The sequence below is a fragment of the Pantoea agglomerans NBRC 102470 genome (genome assembly GCF_001598475.1).
GTDB classification, from domain to species: Bacteria; Pseudomonadota; Gammaproteobacteria; order Enterobacterales; family Enterobacteriaceae; genus Pantoea; species Pantoea agglomerans.
In genome coordinates this window covers 582876-600311 of the sequence record NZ_BCZA01000001.1, presented here as the reverse complement: position 1 = coordinate 600311, position 17436 = coordinate 582876, and the positions used below count along the sequence as shown (strand labels likewise).

The window sequence follows — 17436 nt, the reverse complement described above, 5'->3', positions numbered from 1 at the left end:
CTGATGGCAACACCACAACCGCACAACGCACCTGGCGATAGCGAAGCACTTGAGAATGCGATTGTGGGCGTCGCCGCCGCAATGGCCGATCCGTCACGGGTGAAGATGCTGTCCGCGCTGATGGATGGACGCGCCTGGACCGCCACCGAACTCAGTGCCGTCACCGATGTGGCACCCTCAACCGCCAGCGCCCATCTGAACCGGTTGATCACCAGCGGCTTGATCGTCTGCGTGGCGCAGGGGCGTCACCGTTATTACCGACTGACCGGCAGTGATATCGCTGCGCTGATTGAGAACATGATGGGCGTGTCCTGGCGACGGATTGCCGCGCCGGCGAGCACCACCCCAACATCGCTTCGCTCCGCCCGCACCTGTTACGACCATCTGGCCGGTGATATTGCGGTGCAGATCTATGCCGTAATGGCGCAACAGGGCTGGATCACACCGGAAGGCAGCGCTGTCACCTTATATGGACAGCAGCAGTTTGCGGCGTTGCAGATTGATCTGTCGCAGCCCGGACGCCGCAGAGCCTGCTGTGGCTGTCTCGACTGGAGTGAGCGCCGGTTCCATCTCGGCGGCTACGCGGGTGCAGCGCTGCTGAGTGCCTTTGAAACGCAAGGCTGGCTAACCCGGCAGCCTGGCTACCGTGAAGTGGTTTTTACCGTAGCGGGCGTCCGACATTTACATCAGATTTTTGGCATAACCTTTCCCTGACGCCTTGCTGCCTGCGTTCTGAACCTTTTTGTTGCCGCCAGACTCTGCGCTGATGGCCTCAGACAAGCTAGATTCCCCCTATTCGCCTGCAACACGCTTATGAAATCTGTCACATTTCCGCAAACTCCTCTCAGGCTCACTAACAGGCACAAAAAAACCATCCCGCCATTTAACCTGTTGAATGCGAAACACTTTAAGTGATAACGCCTGGCAATCATGCGGCTGGCACATTAATCGATGCCCTTTTTGCACTTATTTAGCGCCGGGCGCTGATCCACTCTTCAGTGACAGGCGCGGCAAAAAGCGTCATACCTTACTGGAGCTACTGATGCAGACAACCTCACCCATGACTCACCGCGCCAGGATTGGCGCAATATTCCGTGTTACCTCAGGCAACTTTCTCGAACAGTTCGACTTCTTCCTGTTCGGTTTCTATGCCACCTATATCGCCCATACCTTTTTCCCGGCCAGCAGTGAGTTCGCCTCACTGATGATGACCTTTGCCGTGTTTGGCGCAGGGTTCCTGATGCGCCCGATTGGCGCGGTAGTGCTGGGGGCGTACATCGATAAGGTTGGCCGTCGTAAAGGGCTGATCGTCACGCTCTCCATCATGGCAGCAGGCACCTTTATGATCGTGCTGATCCCCTCTTACCAGAGTATTGGCCTGTGGGCGCCGCTGCTGGTGCTGATCGGTCGGCTGCTGCAGGGCTTCTCCGCCGGTGCAGAGCTGGGCGGCGTGTCGGTCTATCTCGCAGAGATTGCCACACCAGGCCGCAAGGGCTTCTACACCAGCTGGCAGTCAGGCAGTCAGCAGGTCGCGATTATGGTGGCGGCGGCGATGGGCTTTATCCTCAACGCGGTGCTGGAAGAGAGTGCCATCCGTGAATGGGGCTGGCGCATTCCGTTCCTGTTTGGCTGCCTGATTGTGCCGTTTATTTTCGTGCTGCGTCGCAAGCTGGAAGAGACCCAGGAGTTCAACAACCGTCGCAGCCATCCCGATGTGAAGCAGGTGTTCCGCATCCTGCTCGCCAACTGGCAGGTGGTGATTGCCGGGATGCTGATGGTAGCAATGACCACGACTGCGTTTTACCTGATTACGGTTTACGCGCCGACCTTTGGCAAGAAAGTGCTATTGCTCAGCGCCTCTGACAGCCTGCTGGTGACGTTGCTGGTGGCGGTGTCGAACTTTATCTGGCTGCCGATTGGCGGCGCGATCTCCGACCGCTTTGGCCGTAAGCCTGTGCTGGTCGCCATGACCCTGCTGGCGATCGTCACCACCTATCCGGCTCTGAGCATGCTGGCCGCCGCACCGGGCTTCTCGATGATGCTGGGCGTGCTGCTGTGGCTTTCAATGATCTATGGTCTCTACAACGGCGCGATGATCCCGGCGCTGACCGAAATCATGCCAGCGGAAGTGCGCGTGGCGGGCTTCTCGCTGGCCTATAGCCTGGCAACTGCGCTGTTTGGCGGGTTTACGCCGGTGATGTCAACCGGCCTGATTGAGATGACCGGCGATAAAGCCTCGCCAGGCTACTGGATGAGTTTTGCCGCAGTCTGCGCCCTGGGGGCAACACTTTATCTCTATCGTCGTACACGCAGTGCCGTATCACCTGCCCATGAAACCGTTAGCTGAGGAATGAAGATGAAACTGAAAACGATGTCGCTGTACGCTGCTCTGCTGTTCAGCGTGGCGGGCAGCGCCACGGCGCAGGCAAAAGAGCTGACGGTGATGATCTCCGGCGGGTTTAAAGCAGCGTGGGATACGCTCTCGCCCCGCTTCGCCCAGCGTGAAGGGATCACTATCAACACCGTCGCCGGTCCGTCTATGGGCAAAACCCCGCAGGCGATTCCGGCCCGACTGGCGCGCGGTGAACCGGCCGATGTGGTGATTATGGTCGGCGATGCGCTAAGCGATCTGCAAAAACAGGGCGAGACGCTGCCGGGTTCACGGGTTGAGCTGGCGGACTCGCGCATCGGCGCGGTGATCAAACAGGGTGCCACGCCGGTTAAGATTGGCAGCGAAAGCGCGCTGCGTACTGCTCTGCTGAACACCAGCTCCATCGCCTATTCTGACAGCGCCAGCGGTAAATATGTCAGCAGCCAGCTGTTCAGCCGCCTGGGCATTGAGGATCAGGTTAAGGGGAAAGCGGTGAAGGTTGAGCGCATCCCGGTGGCCTCAGAGGTCGCGGCCGGTAAATACGCTATCGGCTTTCAGCAGGTCAGTGAGCTGCTGCCGGTGCCGGGCGTCACTTTTATTGGCGAACTGCCGGACAAGCTGCAATACACCACCCGCTTCGCCGGTGCCGTGGTGCGCAAGTCAGCGCAGCCGGATGAGGCGGCTAAGCTGCTGCGCTGGCTCGCCTCTTCTGAAGCACAACAGGCGGTGCACGGCAGCGGACTCCACACCGTGAAAGCGTCAAAACCGGTCAGAGACGCTGATACTGTTCAATAATCAGGTTCTCCAGTTCGCCCGCAATGTGCGACAGCGTCCGGCCATTTTTACGTAGCAGACCCACGGTGCGTTTCACCTGCGGATCGGTCAATGGAACCGCCATCAGCAGGGCATGATCGTAGCCAGGCATCGACATGGCTGGGACGGCAGCAATGCCCAGCCCCGCCTCAACCATCCCCAGCATGGTGGTGACGTGCCGGGTTTCACAGATACAGGGTTTCTCCGGCATGATCGCCTGCAGCGCCTGATCCAGCAGGTTGCGATTGCCGGAGGTTTTATCCAGCCCGACCCACTCATACTGATAAAACGCCTGCCAGCTCAGACTCTTTTTGCCGGCTATAGGATGGTCACGCCGACAGGCCGCCACGTAGGGATCATCCATCAGCGGCTGGAAATGCACATCCGGCTGCGAGCGGCTGGAAAAACTGATGCCAAAGTCGGCCTGACCGCCAATCACCGCGTCATAAACGTTAGCCGCACTGCTGTCGATCAGTTTGACTCGTACGCGGGGATAGCGCGCCTGAAACAGCCGGATAATGTTGGGCATAAAGTAGTAGGCGGCTGACGGCACGCAGGCCACGGTGATCAGGCCGGTGCGGGCTAAGCTCACCTCACTGAGATCGGCCATGACCTCTTCAAAATCAGCCAGCAACTTATCCGAGCGCTGAGCAAACGCATGCCCCTTAAGGGTCAGCGTGACGCGGCGCGTGGTACGCTCAAACAGTTTGATCCCCAGCGAGGTTTCCAGCTTATCTATCCTGCGGCTCAGCGCCGACTGTGAGAGGCAGATCGATTCTGCCGCCAGGCGAAAATTGCCAAACTCCACCAGCGCGCGAAACGCGTAGAGATCGTTGAGATCGAAATTAACCGGCATAAATCCCTCTTACCGCTTCCTGAAAGCATCACATTTATCTAACATTCGGTGGACATAACAATAACATCATTGTTCTCATTGATCTCATTGCCACCTGCGACTGGCTGTTAAAGATTAGTGAGCTGTATCAACCTGATGCAGAAAACGTCCGGGATAATCGGGTTGGATAGCGTGCTGGGCGCTGTAACGCCCAAACAGCTTATAGCGGTTTAACGCGATACGGTCGTAGGCAAAATTACTGATCGCGTCGGGAAAGTGGCACAGCACCGCCAGCCCGCGCCACGGGGCCGGCAGGTGCTGCATCACGCGGAACACCGCCTGCGCCCGCAGCCAGTGCTGGTTATAGGCAATGTAGACAATGGTGCTGATGTTCTCTTCCGGCAGTCCGGCCCAGCGCAGCAGCGCTTTGCCCTGCTCGCTCTGCACAGAGGCAAAACGGACCTGCCGCGCCAGATGGCGACGCAGCAGGAACTGAACCCAGCCGTTACACAGCTTACAGACGCCGTCATAGAGCACGGCGCTTTCACCGGTTTGCAGATAAGGGGGCGACGACATCCTGCAACTCCTCACTCCTCTTATGATGAACTGAAGTGTAGCGGGTTCTGGTCAGTTGCTGCTGCAGCCAGTGAATAACGGCAGCGTGATCCTGGGCGCAGGCATCAACCTCATACACCTGGCCCAGCGCCATCGGAGTGGCCTGTTGTGCCAGCTGGCGCAGCTCCGGCAGATACTCAGCCCCTGGATGGCCCGGCAGCCGCTGCGACAGCCGCGCCTGATAGCGCGCCACCGCCGCTTCCGGTTCAATCTTCAGCCACAGTTCCAGCGCCTCCTCCACGCCCGCCTGTTTCAGTCCCTGCTCCAGCAGCGTGCGGGGCTGGAACCCAAACCAGGCGTCGATCAGCCAGATCTGACTGGCGGGTGCCTGCGCGACGATGTTCCAGATCGCCTGATAGGCCGCGCAGCCCAGTTGCCGGTTACGCTGGCGATCGACCGGCGCAAAAGCGTGCATAAACGGCTCTTTCAGGCTATCGAGCGTCAGCACCGGCCAGCCAAAGTGTTGTGACAGCACGCGCGTCAGGGTGCTTTTACCCGATGCCGGAATACCGTTAACCAGCACCACGCGTTTGGGGGGGATATTTTGCGTCATAAGATATCGATGACCTCCGCGACACTGCTGGCCTGACGTAACCGGACCAGCGTTTCCTCATCTTCCAGCAGCGACACAATCGCGCGGATCCCCTCTTCTATATGCGCATTGCTGTCACGCGCGCCAAACATAATCACAATGTCCGCTTTATCACTGCCCTCAAACGAGATCGGCTCATTCAACAGAATCATACTGAAACAGTCGCGGATCACCCCCGCGTCCGGTCGCGCATGGGGAATGGCGATCCCCTCTTCAAACACGTAGTAAGCGCCATGGGCCAGGGTATTGGCAATGACCGCATCAGGATAAGAGGCATCGAGATAGCCGCCACTGACCAGGGGTTCGGCAGCCAGCGCGATAACCTGACGCCAGTCCGTGGCGTCGATACCAATCTGAATAGCGTTTGCCTCTTGCAATAACTGCTTAATCGTCATCAGCTCTCCTTAAATCGACTGGCGAACCACATTGCGTAATTCATCGATTTTGACAAACAGCGCATCAATTTCATTGCGATAGCGACGGCTTTTCGCAAATAAGCTTAATGCCCGGTTATATTCCAGCATTAATTGTTTTTGCGTTTCGCCATCACGCGGATTAATAGCCAGCTGCTGCTCCAGTTGCGTTATTTTCTCGCGACTTAATTCCGCCAGATGATCCTGTTGCTGCTCGCTGGGTTGTTCCACAGCCGGAGACTTTTTTAAGAATCCAAACATAGGCTCTCCTGCCCCGTAGCATGTCGGGGTGGCTCAGATTTATAGGTAATTATAAAAGGTTTGACGCAATAAGCCGGTGATAGCGAAACGGGCGATTACCGGAATAATTGCATCTTCTCTACCAGCACACTGGTTACCGCATCATTGGCCGGCACCAGGAAATTACGCACGCTGTCATTGACCTTGCCTTTTTCAAAGGTCGATTTGCACTGCGCCACCCACTGAACATTCATTTCGGTGCCGACATTGACCTTCTCAATACCGCTGCTGACCGCCAGCCGCATATCTTCATCGCTGACGCCGGTGCCGCCGTGCAGCACCAGTGGCGTGTGGGTTGCCGCCGTGATATCTGCCAGCCGCTGATGCTGAATATGCGCTTTGCCGGTGTAAAGTCCATGCACGGTGCCGATGGAGATCGCCAGCATATCGACGCCGGTCTCTTCGACAAAGCGGCGCGCATCTTCCACCGGCGTAAACGCAATCGCCTCCATTTCCACGCATTTACCATCTTCCGAGCCGCCAATCGCGCCCAGCTCCGCTTCTACCGAAACATTGTGCGGACGCGCCATATCAATCACCCGGCGGGTATTGGCAATATTCTCTTCTATCGACAGATGTGACCCGTCATACATCACGGAACTGAATCCGGCATCAATTGCTGTCTGAATCGCCGCTAAATCGGAACAGTGATCGAGATGCAGACAGGTCGGGACATTCATACTCTCTGACAGCGATTTAATCGCATCGACCAGTAATTTATGGCCGAGATATTTCGCCGTTCCGGTAGAGATCTGAATCATTAACGGACTATTGGTTTTCTCTGCCGCTTTAAAATAGGCGGGCAGCATCTCCAGGCAGTGAAGATTAAAAGAACCCACCGCTTTAAAGTCGCGCTGCTTAGCCAGCTGTAACAGATCGGCGAAGTTATAAAGTTTCATGGATTTTTTCCTCTTGAGGTTTTGTGGATTTGCCATTAACAAACCAGGCAAGCGCGGTAACAAAGGCAATAAACAGAGCAACGAACAGCCAGTTATTCTGGAAGGCGTGGCCGAGCACCAGGCCGGTACTGATGACATCTGAGTCACTGAAGGTCACACCGGTGAAGCCATAGCTCTCCAGCATCGGCACCAGGATGGCGGGCAGAATGGTGATAAAGAGGCCGTGGACGAAGCCGCCGATCATCGCGCCGCGCCGTCCGCCCATGGCATTACCAAATACCCCGGCGGTGCCACCGGCAAAGAAGTTGGTCAGCAGGCCAGGCAGGATCATCGCCAGACCAAACATCGGGAAGACGAGCATGCCGACAATTGAGCCGAGCGTGGTGGCGAGAAAGCCAACAATCACCGCGTTCGGGGCATAGGGAAACATAACCGGGCAGTCCAGCGCCGGTTTGGCATCCGGCACGACACGCATGGCGATACCGCGGAAGGCAGGCACCAGCTCGTTCAGCAATAGACGAACGCCGCTGTAGAGCACAAAGACTCCGGCCACGAACTGAATCGACTGCATAAAGGCGTACATCAGGTAGTTCATGCCGTTGCTGTACTGGGCGATAAACGCCGGACCGGCCGCCACGGCGGGGATCAGGTACATCGGCACCATCACCAGCGCCATCGACAGATAGGTATCCTGCAGAAACTTGAAGTTATCGGGCAGCTTCAGATCTTCAGTGGATCGCGATCCTTTGCCGACCACTTTGGCGACCGCCGCAGTGACCAGATAACCAATGGTGCAGAAGTGACCCAGGGCAACGTCGTCCGAATCGGTAATACGTCGTACCACCGGCTGCGCCAGCGCAGGCATCACCACGGCCATGACCCCGCCAAAGATACCGCCGGTCAGGATCAGCGGCAGACCGGTCAGCCCCGCTTTGTAGCCAATCACCGCGCCAATCGTCGCCATCCACAGCAGGGCCTGGCCGGTGAGGAAGATGTACTTAAAGGGCGTCAGTCGCGCGATGATGATATTGACGATAAAGATCACCAGCAGCGTCAGTGCCACTTCAGACCCCAGCTCACGGTTAGCCAGCCCGGCAATGGCGGCAACATCGGTGATATAGCCGCGCATGCCAAAGCCGTGGGTAAAAATGGTATTGAGGAACGTCAGGGTTCCCACAATAATATTGATACCCGCCATCATAATTAAAAAGCCGAGCAGGGTTTTAAAGGTGCCTTCCACCACCTTGCCTGCGGATTTCTTTTGCAGCAGCAGACCGATCAGGGCAATAAAGGCGATCAGAATAGACGCCTGCCCCAGCAGATCTTTTACCAGGAAGTCGATCACACTATTCATGGGCGGCGACCTTTACGTTGCGTTCTTTTAAAAAGGCCAGGATCTTCTGCTCTATTTCCGCTTTATCGGTGAGCCGGTTAAGAATAATGACCCGCTTAATCTGTTCCGGACTGGCGTCGGCATTTAACACATCGGCAAAGGCTTTTTGCGTCAGAATCATGTCCGACTTAAAGGCATTCGCTTCTGAAATGGTGGTGTGATCGATATCGGCCTCAATCTCCAGTTTTTTTAAAACCGCTTTTGCGCTCATCTCAATCGCAAAACTGGATCCTAAGCCACAACCACAGACACATAATATTTTCAGCATGGTTTTCTCCTCACAATATATTGAGTTGTTTAGCGAGTTTGTAATGGTGCCCGTCAATATCGACCAGGCGTTTTTGCATGCTTATTAAATCAATCGGAATCGGTTTATTGCTGCCGTTAATAATGACCGCTTTATTCCGCATGCCTGACTGAATACAACGCACCACTTCACTGGCCATAATGGTGCCCTGATAAATCTCTTCGCAGGTGGGATCACCATTCCGCAGCCCGTAACCGAGGATAGTTTTACGGACGCGTACGCCAATAAGCGGCTCAAGCTGTTTGATTAAGGTGTCGATAGCCCCCTGAAAACCCGGCGAATATTCGCGGGTGTAGCCTTCTGAACAGAGAATGATCACGCTGTTCTGCTCTGCCAGCCGCCGGGTGATGCGCTGCGCCAGCTGTGGCAAAGGAATCTGGCACTCCGGGATCAGCGCAATGTCCGCATTGGATTTAATCGCCGACTGCAGGGTTAATTCGCCGCAGTAGCCGCCGAGTAACTCCAGCATAAATACCCGGCCAGGTAAGGCGCGCCCGGTATTCCGCAGTTTCGCGACCTCTTTTAATACCTGCTCGCAGGCGGTGGAAAAACCCAGGGTGTAATCACTGCCGAAGACATCATTATCGATGGTCATGCCGACGCCGAAACAATTAACGCCAGACTCCGACAGGGTATGGAGAAATTGCAGCGACCCGTCTCCGCCCGCCATAATTAACACTTCAATACGGGCGCTTTTCAGCTGGCGCGCAATACATTCATATTCGCTGCGCACCAGTTTCTTTTGCGTGCGTCCCGATTGCATAACCGGAATCGGGGCGATGGCAAAGTCGAGCAGATCACGCTGGCTGATATCACGATGGTTATTTGCCAGCAGGCCGGGAATGCCACCATCAAATATCACGATCTCCGCCTGCGTCAGACGTCCTAACTGGAAGACAAAATTATTAATGCCGGTTACATCACCGCCACTGATCACCATTCCAATTCGCATTTCCCTCACCTCGCTGGCTTAATCTGCTGAGGGCCATTCTTCCGGTTCGTGGGGTTGCTATTTGCAGAGGAGATCACAGTTACGAGCGGTATTTTTTGGGCGGGGTTATTGACAGGGGTGTCTGAGCGGCGGTTTTTGAGATCAAAATCACACTATTCGCGGGAAGGCCGATTAGAGTGAAACGATATAAATCAATGAGTTAGTTCAGAAGGCATCTGAATTTTATTTCGCCACACAGCGGCACAGAGTGGCTTATTCCGTGCTGTTGCAAATTTGTGACTTTCGCCTCATTTTTCCCGGTTCCGGGCCAGATAAAGCGTTCAGAAGATAATTGATGAGGAGATATCCGGATTATTTTATGGCAGATAAACAGGCCGGCAGAATAGATTTCAGAGGGGAAGAAGGCGCAGAAAAAACGAATAAGGGGCGTAGCAGCAAGCCACTACGCCCCAAAAAGCTTACTTCGCGTAGGCTTCAGTAGACAAAGTCAGAGTGACCTCGTCGCTTACCGCTGGGACATATTTGTCCAGCTTGAAGTCAGAACGCTTGATGGTGCCGGTGGCATCAAAACCAATCGCCTGCTTTTTCACCATCGGATGCTCGCCCTGCTTGTTCAGCGTCGCGTGCAGCGTAACTGGCTTGGTGATCCCTTTCAGGGTCAGGTTGCCTTCAACATCAAATTTGTTGTCGCCCTTCGCCACCACTTTGGTGCTGTGGAAGGTCGCAGTCGGATATTTAGCGGTGTCGAAGTACTCAGCGCCTTTGAATTCTTTGGTCAGCGCAGCCACGTGGCTGTCGATTTTGCTGACTGGCAGGGTCACGTCAACGCGTGATGCCTCTGGATGATCTTTATCAAACACCAGGTTACCGGTTGCATCAGGGATATCAGCGGTAGGGTTTGAGAAGCCGAAGTGGTTCCAGGCAACAATCACCGACGTATGCTCAGGATTCAGCTGGTAGTGCATCGCCTCAGCCTGAGACAACGGGGCGTAGAGGGTGGCAGCGGCTAACAGGGGCAGTGCAATACGTTTGAAGTTTTTCACGGTCAATTCCTTATGCGGACAAAGTGAATTGAGTGTGGTCCAGTTCGCCCGGAATAGACAGTGAAGAGATTTGTCGGTAATTTTCAAATAAATTCAGCAACTTTATACCGGGCGCTACACATTCTCGCCGCCGGTGAACAGCACCCGCCAGCGGCGGCGATCCTGAATCAGCGTGCGGTGAAGCTGTTGCAGATCCGCAAGTGTCAGCGCCTCAATCTGCGCCGCATCCGGTTCTGCCAGGCCATTGTCAGCGCGTAAGCACGCCAGTGGCTGATCCACTTCCCGGCTCAGAAGACGCGCTTTCAGTGCCGCCAGATCGTAACCCGCCAGCGTCTCGTTCAGTGACCGCAGGAAGTTGCGGCAGTAGCGCAGCAGTGACAGCGCGCTGTAATCGGGCGACTGCAGCGCAAACAGCACCCCATCTTCATCGGCACAGCGCATATAGCGGCTGCTCACCACATAACCGATAGGCTGCTCAACGCGATAGCGCTGGAAAAAGCGCGGCTCGTAGATCAGCGCCAGCGCGCGAAGCGCCGCCAGCTGTTCAGGTCGATGCAGCGGGATAAACAGCAGCAGAGCATTGTCCGCGCTGCTGTGTGGCAGGCGCGTCATACCGGTTTGCGTCGTCATGCGCTTTGGCGGCGTGTCAGGGTTAACCGGTAGCGACAGTGCGCTCAGCCGCCGGGCAATCAGTGAATGCAGTGCCGCGTTGCCGCCTTTCAGCGCCGCCCGCCAGCAATGTGGCGTAATGGTGGCGGCCAGCTGCCAGGGCAACTGCCGCAGCAGTGCACGGATCGCGATGCTTTCTCCCGAAGAAGGCTGCGCCGCCTCAACCGGCAGCGTCAGTGCGGCGACGATCTGGCTCAGCGCCCGGTCAGCCACCGCCTCATCCGGCGTCAGTTGTAGCGTCAGTTGCCACACGCCCTCCACTTCCTGCCAGCTGCCGTTGCCGCCCTGATGACGCAACGCGGCAAACAGCGGACGTAACCGCCGCCCCAGCGCTTCGCCTGTCGCTTCGGTGAACGTTGACCAGAACTCTGGTCGCAGGATCAGCGTCGCCTGCAGGTCGTCAGGCTGATGATGCGGCAATGCCACCGCCTGTGCGGGCAGCGGCTCAGACGTTAAGGCGGTCTCGAACGGATAGAATGTGAAATTCGCCGGAGGTAGCGCCTCAGACGGGGCTGGTTGCCAGGCGGTCAGCGCAAGGCTGAATCCCTGCGTCTGAAGGGTTTCCTCAGCCGGGTGCGACGTGCAGAACAGCAGCGTGCCCGGCGCGTCGGTGAGACGCGCCAGCAGCGGCTGTAACGCAGGCACGGCTTCATCTGGCGCAAAGCCGATTGCGCGCTGGCGTAACTGCTCCATCGGTGACAGTGTCACGAATCGCTGCTTTGCCAGCTGGTGATAGTGTTGATGTTGTGGCTTATTCGTCTGGCGCAGTGCCTCCAGATAACGGTCGATCAAGACATTAACGGTTTCGGGTTGATGCGTTTCAACGCCCAGCGCCAGCCAGAGCGCGCCTCCCGCCTGATAGATCCACTTCAGCTCCAGCGACTCCGCCAGCCCCTGCTCACGAAGGGTAGCCAGCAGCGATCCGGGTGCTTCATCCAGCAGAAATTCACGCCATAACGTGACACCGTCACTGTTATCCAGTATCCAGCTGCGCCATAGCGCCCCAGGTGCGGTCTCTGCCAGCTGCCAGCAGGTATCGCTGGTCAGCTGCGGCGGTGGCAGATCCTGTCGCCACTGACCGGAGGGCAGCGCGGCAGCAACGTTACGCGCCAGCTGTTCCAGCTCATCCAGTGAGTGCGGCCCCTGCAGCCAGAGCCGCATATTGCTGGCGAAGTAGTAGCGCTGGTGGAACTGGCGCAGGGCCCGCTGTAGTGCAGAGAGCTCATCGCCAAAACTCGCCCGGCTGCCAATATGGAACCGGTGGAATTCCGCAGGTGACGCGGCGGCGTGCAGCAGTGCGGCTTCAATGCGTGACGGCTGATGACGCTGCAATAGCTGATATTCTGCATCAATCACCGCCACTTCCTGACCGATCGCCTGATTATCAAGCAGCGGATGGCAGACCATATCCTGCAGCCGCGCCAGCCCCTCAGCCAGCAGCGACGGCGTGACCTCAAAAAAGAACGCGCTGCGCCGGGCCAGCGTGGTGGCGTTAACCCTGCCACCCTGCGTCTGAATCCAGCTCATCAACCGGCCCTCATCAGGCCAGCCGGTGCTGCCGGTGAACAGCAGATGTTCAAGCAGATGCGCCAGTCCGGGCCAGCGATCGGGTTCGTCGTGACTCCCCGCGCCCACCTGAATCAGGGCGGCGGCCTGGCTGGCATCGGGCTGATGCACCAGTTCAACCGTCAGACCGTTTATCTCCAGGCAACGCGTTTTCATCAGAGGTTCCGTGTTTTATAGATCAATTGTGAGTTGCTGCGGTTACGGAACTGCAGCTGACCAATTTTAATGTCGCTGCAATCCGCCTCACGCCGGGCGTCAAGGATTTTGCCGTGATGCGGTGATTTGCTGCAGACCGGATCGGTGTTGTCGGCATTGCCGGTCAGCATGTAAGCCTGACAGCGACAGCCGCCAAAATCTTTCTCTTTCTCATCACAGGAGCGGCATGGCTCTGGCATCCAGTCAAAACCGCGATAACGGTTGAAGCCGAATGAGTTATACCAGATATCGTCCAGACTTTGCGTCAGCACTGAGGGAAATTCTATCGGGAGCTGACGCGCACTGTGGCACGGCAGCGCGGTGCCCTCTGGCGTAACGCTGAGGAAGATGGCGCCCCAGCCACCCATGCAGGGCTTAGGGCGCTCTTCGTAGTAGTCTGGCGTCACAAACAGCAGGTTGGTCAGATTGCCGGTGGTGCTCATCCGCTCGCGGTAGGTTTTCACCACCGCCTCTGCGCGGGCTATCTGCTCGCGGGTGGGCAGCAGGCCTTCACGGTTAAGCTGCGCCCAGCCGTAGAACTGACAGGTCGCCAGTTCCACGTCATCCGCTTCCAGCTCAATGCAGAGATCGATGATCCTGTCGATCTGGTCGATGTTATGGCGATGCAGTACAAAGTTCAGCACCATCGGATAGCCGTGGGCTTTCACCGCTTTCGCCATCTCCAGCTTCTGCTGAAACGCTTTTTTCGAACCGGCCAGCGCCGCATTCAGGGTTTCGTCACTCGCCTGGAAGCTGATCTGGATATGATCCAGCCCCGCCTCGCTGAACGCATCCAGCTTCTTCTCCGTCAGGCCGATGCCCGAGGTGATCAGGTTGGTGTAGAAGCCGAGGTCGCGCGCCGCTTTGATCAGCTCCGGCAGATCTTTACGAACCAGCGGCTCGCCGCCCGAGAATCCGAGCTGCACGCTGCCCATCGCCCGCGCCTGACGAAACACCTCAATCCACTGCTCGGTGGTCAGCTCCTTCTCCTGCTGGGCGAAATCCAGCGGGTTGGAGCAGTAGGGACACTGCAGCGGACAGCGATAGGTCAGCTCGGCCAGCAGCCAGAGCGGCGGATTCACGTCAGGTTTATGCGGGGTCACGGAACTGTATCCACTTCTGTTCATAGGCTGATTGCAGGAACTCTAAAACGTCTGCACCCACGCCGCCCGCTTCCGGAAAACGGCTATCCAGCGTTGCGATAATCGCGGCGATATCCTGCTTGCCATCCACCAGTTCAAGGATGGCGGCGGCGGTTTCGTTCAGCTTCGCCATGCCTTCGGGATAGAGCACCACATGAGTATCCTGGGCGGCTTCCCACTGCATACGGTAGCCGCGACGAAACGCGGCAATCGAGTTTTCATTCATCTGTTATACCAGTCGGGTGGTGTGCCACGCCGCTTTATCAGTCACGGTGTGATAAGGCGGACGTTTCAGCTCGTATGCCATGGTCATGGCGTCCAGCATGCTCCATAAAATATCGAGCTTAAACTGCAAAATTTCCAGCATGCGGTTTTGCGTCTCAGCGGTGGTGAAATATTCCAGCGCCAGCGCCAGGCCATGTTCCACATCGCGGTTCGCCTGACCCAGGCGACTGCGAAAGTAGAAATAGCCCTCTTCTTTGATCCACGGATAGTGCTGCGGCCAGCTATCGAGCCGTGACTGGTGGATCTGCGGTGCGAACAGCTCGGTGAGTGAGCTGCAGGCTGCCTCCTGCCAGTTGGCGCGGCGGGCAAAGTTAATATATGCATCCACCGCGAAGCGCACGCCCGGCAGCACATGCTGCTCTGAAAGTAGTTCTTCGCGCGTCAGCCCGACCGCCTCGCCCAGCCGCAGCCAGGCCTCAATGCCGCCCTCTTCGCCGTTGCTGCCGTCGTGGTCGAGGATGCGCTGCACCCACTTACGGCGGGTAGCCGGATCGGGGCAGTTGGCCATGATCGCCGCATCTTTCAGCGGAATGGTGGTCTGGTAATAGAAACGATTCGCCACCCAGCCCTGAATCTGCTCGCGCGTGGCCTGACCGTTATGCATCGCGATGTGATACGGGTGATGGATATGGTAGTAAGCGCCTTTGTCGCGCAGGGCCTGTTCAAAAGCCTGCGGCGACAGCGTGTCAGTGATCTGCATGTTTTAGCCCTGAAGGTGGATCGCCATTCCGTCCCAGCTCACCTCTATTCCCTGCTCCGTCAGAAACTGACGCTGCGGTGATTGCTCGTTAAGGATCGGATTGGTGTTGTTAATGTGGATCAGAATTTTGCGTTTTGCCGGCAGCGATGCCAGCAGCGCCATCAGCCCCTGCTCTTCCGCCAGCGCCAGATGGCCCATCGCCTTGCCGGTGTTATGACCCACGCCAGTAGTCAGCAGCTCATCATCCTGCCAGACGGTGCCATCAATCAGCAGGCAATCCGCTTTTTGCAGCCACGGCAGGATCACCGCATCCGGCTCGCCCAGGCCTGGCGCGTAAAGCAGCGTCTGGCCATTCGCGCGGTTTTCAATAAACAGCGCCACGTTATGGCCCGGCAGTGGCCGGTCGCGATACGGCGAGTAAGGCGGTGCATTACTGATAATCGGAATCGCGGTGAACTGAAGATCACCACAGACATCGACGCTGAACGGCGTCAGTGGCGCAATGGGACGGTGCTGTAAGCCTCCATTCCAGTGGGTGAGCATAGGAAATATCGGGAAGCCGGTGCTGAGGTCACCATGCACTTCCGGCGTGCACCACACCTGATGCGGACAGCCCTCACGCAGGCTCAGCAGCCCGGTGGTGTGATCAATCTGGCTGTCGGTAAGGATAATCGCGCCGATCGCCGTGCCGCGTAACACCCCTTTGCGGGTCAGTTCTGGCGTATGCAGGATCTGCTGGCTGATGTCGGGTGAAGCGTTGCATAACACCCAATCTTCGCCGTTATCGCTGAGGATAATCGACGATTGCGTGCGTGCCTGAGCCTGAATCGTGCCGTTACGCACGCCGTGGCAGTTGGCGCAGTTACAGTTCCACTGCGGAAACCCGCCGCCCGCGGCTGAACCGAGGATTTTGATAAACATAGAGGAAAACCAGAAGTTGAAAAAAAATGCCCGCTCAGAGGGCGGGCAGAACGATTAACGGTTGGAGATGTAGAGAGTCACTTCCAGACCGAGACGCATATCAACGAAAGTTGGTTTTTTCCACATGAGTTACTTCCTCTTGGTTAACAGTAAATGAGCTGCCTGAAATCAGTGTGACCGGCATTGAATGAGACCGCCGTCACAATTTCCAGGCAGATGTTGCGCCAATGGCGCGTCGGGATCAAGCCCGGAACATCAGGAAATTGTTATCACAGCCCGGTCAGATGTAAAACCCGCTGCCAGTTTCCCCATGCCAGTTTCTCTGTCAGTGTCTGATCATAGCCCGCTTCCTGAAAAGCGGCGAGCAATCGCGGCAATCCGCTGACATCGCCCAGCGCAGCCGGTGGGGTAATCCCGTCGAAATCAGAGCCAAAGGCTACATGGTCGCTGCCCATTATCTTCAACAAGTGATCACAATGCTTAACAATTTCTGTTAATGGCGTGTCAGCGTCGCGTTTACCGTCGGCGCGCAGAAAAGCGTTGCCGAAATTAATGCCGACCAGACCGCCGCTGTCGCGGATTGCCACCAGCTGGTCATCCGTCAGATTACGCGGCTGCGGACAGAGAGCATGCGCGTTGGAGTGGCTGGCGACCAGCGGCGCGCTGGAGAGCCGGGCGGTGTCCCAAAAGGCTTTTGCGTTCATATGCGACACGTCAATCATCATCTTCAGGTCACTCGCCTGCTGAATCAGCCTCTCTCCGGCGCGGGTCAGGCCTGGCCCGGTGTCGGGCGAGCCAGGAAAGGTGCCGCTGACGCCTTCACCAAAGCGGCTGGCCAGATTCCAGAATGGCCCGATGCTGCGCACTCCCGCCTGCCAGAAGGCGTGCAGCTGCTCGCCCTCCTCATCCAGCGCATCAGCACCTTCGATGTGTGCCACCATCGCCAGTACGCCTGCGGCGCGGCAGGCGACGATCTCGTCATGGCTACGGCAGAGTCGCGCCCGCCCGCCTGACGCATCAGCCAGCTGCTGCAGGATCTCAAGCTGTTGCCACATGATCTGAAGCGGTTGAAACGGCTCGTCGGCACGTGCCGGAACGGTGCGGGCAATGTACTCCTGCGGAGGCACAAAGATTGCAAACAGCCCGCCGCCGAGCCCGCCCTGCTGAATGCGCGGAAAATCGAGGTGGCCCCGTTCAATCCCCTGATAAAACGCCTGCGCGGGCGCATCACGATGATGCAGCCAGAGGTTAAGCAACAGATCGTTGTGACCGTCAAAAATCAGCATAAGAGTCCACCCAAATAAACAGGCGACCATGCTAACCCTGCCCGGCGGATTCACCAAACCAGAGCGCACGCAGGGCCACGCAGGTCATGCAGGTCATGCAGGTCATGCAGGTCATGCAGGTCATGCAGGTCATGCAGGT

At 57.1% G+C, this 17436-nt stretch carries 20 protein-coding genes; 3 read left to right on the top strand and 17 right to left on the bottom strand.

All coding sequences use genetic code 11. The features are described 5' to 3' along the window. Nucleotides 1-3: 3 nt before the first annotated feature. From PAG01S_RS02860 to PAG01S_RS02850, 3 genes are all read left to right on the top strand, one after another. Nucleotides 4-714: an ArsR/SmtB family transcription factor gene (locus PAG01S_RS02860; RefSeq protein WP_062757623.1), complete on the top strand. Its 711-nt coding sequence runs from the start codon at nucleotides 4-6 to the stop codon at nucleotides 712-714. Between the two features lie 325 nt (nucleotides 715-1039). Further along, nucleotides 1040-2347, top strand: a complete 1308-nt coding sequence (locus PAG01S_RS02855) for an MFS transporter (protein WP_088234226.1) — start codon at nucleotides 1040-1042, stop codon at nucleotides 2345-2347. 9 nt (nucleotides 2348-2356) lie between these two features. Next, the gene (locus PAG01S_RS02850) at nucleotides 2357-3166 is read left to right on the top strand and encodes a molybdate ABC transporter substrate-binding protein (RefSeq protein ID WP_062757621.1); all 810 of its coding nucleotides are present in this window, start codon (nucleotides 2357-2359) and stop codon (nucleotides 3164-3166) included. Here the strand turns inward: PAG01S_RS02850 and psrA are convergent. The 17 genes from psrA to PAG01S_RS02770 all read right to left on the bottom strand — a co-directional run bounded on the left by psrA (nucleotide 3141) and on the right by PAG01S_RS02770 (nucleotide 17297). Beyond that, nucleotides 3141-4040, bottom strand: coding sequence for an L-proline-binding transcription factor PsrA (psrA, locus tag PAG01S_RS02845; RefSeq protein WP_010245041.1), 900 nt, complete (start codon nucleotides 4038-4040; stop codon nucleotides 3141-3143). The genes PAG01S_RS02850 and psrA overlap by 26 nt on opposite strands. A gap of 114 nt (nucleotides 4041-4154) precedes the next feature. Beyond that, nucleotides 4155-4595, bottom strand: a complete 441-nt coding sequence (locus PAG01S_RS02840; protein WP_062757619.1) for a thiol-disulfide oxidoreductase DCC family protein — start codon at nucleotides 4593-4595, stop codon at nucleotides 4155-4157. Beyond that, nucleotides 4564-5187, bottom strand: coding sequence for a P-loop nucleotide/nucleoside kinase family protein (locus PAG01S_RS02835; protein WP_062757617.1), 624 nt, complete (start codon nucleotides 5185-5187; stop codon nucleotides 4564-4566). The genes PAG01S_RS02840 and PAG01S_RS02835 overlap by 32 nt, the downstream gene beginning before the upstream one ends. Next, nucleotides 5184-5621: a PTS sugar transporter subunit IIA gene (locus PAG01S_RS02830; RefSeq protein ID WP_010245049.1), complete on the bottom strand. Its 438-nt coding sequence runs from the start codon at nucleotides 5619-5621 to the stop codon at nucleotides 5184-5186. Before PAG01S_RS02830 ends, PAG01S_RS02835 begins: the two co-directional genes overlap by 4 nt. Nucleotides 5622-5630: 9 nt before the next feature. Continuing rightward, nucleotides 5631-5900 carry a hypothetical protein gene (locus PAG01S_RS02825; protein WP_010245053.1) on the bottom strand — a complete coding sequence of 90 codons (270 nt, stop codon included), beginning with the start codon at nucleotides 5898-5900 and terminating at the stop codon, nucleotides 5631-5633. A 95-nt stretch (nucleotides 5901-5995) separates the two neighbouring features. Further along, entirely contained in the window at nucleotides 5996-6838 is an 843-nt protein-coding gene (locus PAG01S_RS02820) for a class II fructose-bisphosphate aldolase (RefSeq protein WP_010670115.1), read from the bottom strand. Beyond that, nucleotides 6825-8192 (bottom strand): PTS sugar transporter subunit IIC, encoded by a 1368-nt coding sequence (locus PAG01S_RS02815; RefSeq protein ID WP_050679525.1) that lies wholly within the window; start codon nucleotides 8190-8192, stop codon nucleotides 6825-6827. Before PAG01S_RS02815 ends, PAG01S_RS02820 begins: the two co-directional genes overlap by 14 nt. Next, a complete protein-coding gene (locus tag PAG01S_RS02810) occupies nucleotides 8185-8499 on the bottom strand; it encodes a PTS sugar transporter subunit IIB (protein WP_010245062.1) in 315 nt (104 codons plus the stop codon). Before PAG01S_RS02810 ends, PAG01S_RS02815 begins: the two co-directional genes overlap by 8 nt. A 10-nt stretch (nucleotides 8500-8509) precedes the next feature. After that, on the bottom strand, nucleotides 8510-9490 hold the full coding sequence (locus PAG01S_RS02805) for a 6-phosphofructokinase (protein WP_062757615.1): 981 nt from the start codon (nucleotides 9488-9490) through the stop codon (nucleotides 8510-8512). A 458-nt stretch (nucleotides 9491-9948) separates the two neighbouring features. Further along, entirely contained in the window at nucleotides 9949-10533 is a 585-nt protein-coding gene (locus tag PAG01S_RS02800) for a YceI family protein (protein ID WP_010245067.1), read from the bottom strand. A gap of 114 nt (nucleotides 10534-10647) precedes the next feature. Then, entirely contained in the window at nucleotides 10648-12924 is a 2277-nt protein-coding gene (pqqF, locus tag PAG01S_RS02795; protein ID WP_062757613.1) for a pyrroloquinoline quinone biosynthesis protein PqqF, read from the bottom strand. After that, nucleotides 12924-14090: a pyrroloquinoline quinone biosynthesis protein PqqE gene (gene pqqE, locus PAG01S_RS02790; protein ID WP_161939645.1), complete on the bottom strand. Its 1167-nt coding sequence runs from the start codon at nucleotides 14088-14090 to the stop codon at nucleotides 12924-12926. The genes pqqF and pqqE overlap by 1 nt, the downstream gene beginning before the upstream one ends. Next, nucleotides 14053-14331, bottom strand: a complete 279-nt coding sequence (gene pqqD / locus PAG01S_RS02785; protein WP_010245072.1) for a pyrroloquinoline quinone biosynthesis peptide chaperone PqqD — start codon at nucleotides 14329-14331, stop codon at nucleotides 14053-14055. The genes pqqE and pqqD overlap by 38 nt, the downstream gene beginning before the upstream one ends. A 3-nt stretch (nucleotides 14332-14334) precedes the next feature. Next, on the bottom strand, nucleotides 14335-15090 hold the full coding sequence (gene pqqC / locus PAG01S_RS02780; protein WP_010245074.1) for a pyrroloquinoline-quinone synthase PqqC: 756 nt from the start codon (nucleotides 15088-15090) through the stop codon (nucleotides 14335-14337). Between the two features lie 3 nt (nucleotides 15091-15093). Further along, nucleotides 15094-16011: a pyrroloquinoline quinone biosynthesis protein PqqB gene (gene pqqB / locus PAG01S_RS02775; protein ID WP_010245077.1), complete on the bottom strand. Its 918-nt coding sequence runs from the start codon at nucleotides 16009-16011 to the stop codon at nucleotides 15094-15096. 54 nt (nucleotides 16012-16065) lie between these two features. Continuing rightward, nucleotides 16066-16137: a pyrroloquinoline quinone precursor peptide PqqA gene (pqqA, locus tag PAG01S_RS21460; RefSeq protein ID WP_010245082.1), complete on the bottom strand. Its 72-nt coding sequence runs from the start codon at nucleotides 16135-16137 to the stop codon at nucleotides 16066-16068. A gap of 143 nt (nucleotides 16138-16280) precedes the next feature. Next, on the bottom strand, nucleotides 16281-17297 hold the full coding sequence (locus PAG01S_RS02770) for a dipeptidase (protein WP_033767177.1): 1017 nt from the start codon (nucleotides 17295-17297) through the stop codon (nucleotides 16281-16283). Between the last annotated feature and the right edge of the window lie 139 nt (nucleotides 17298-17436).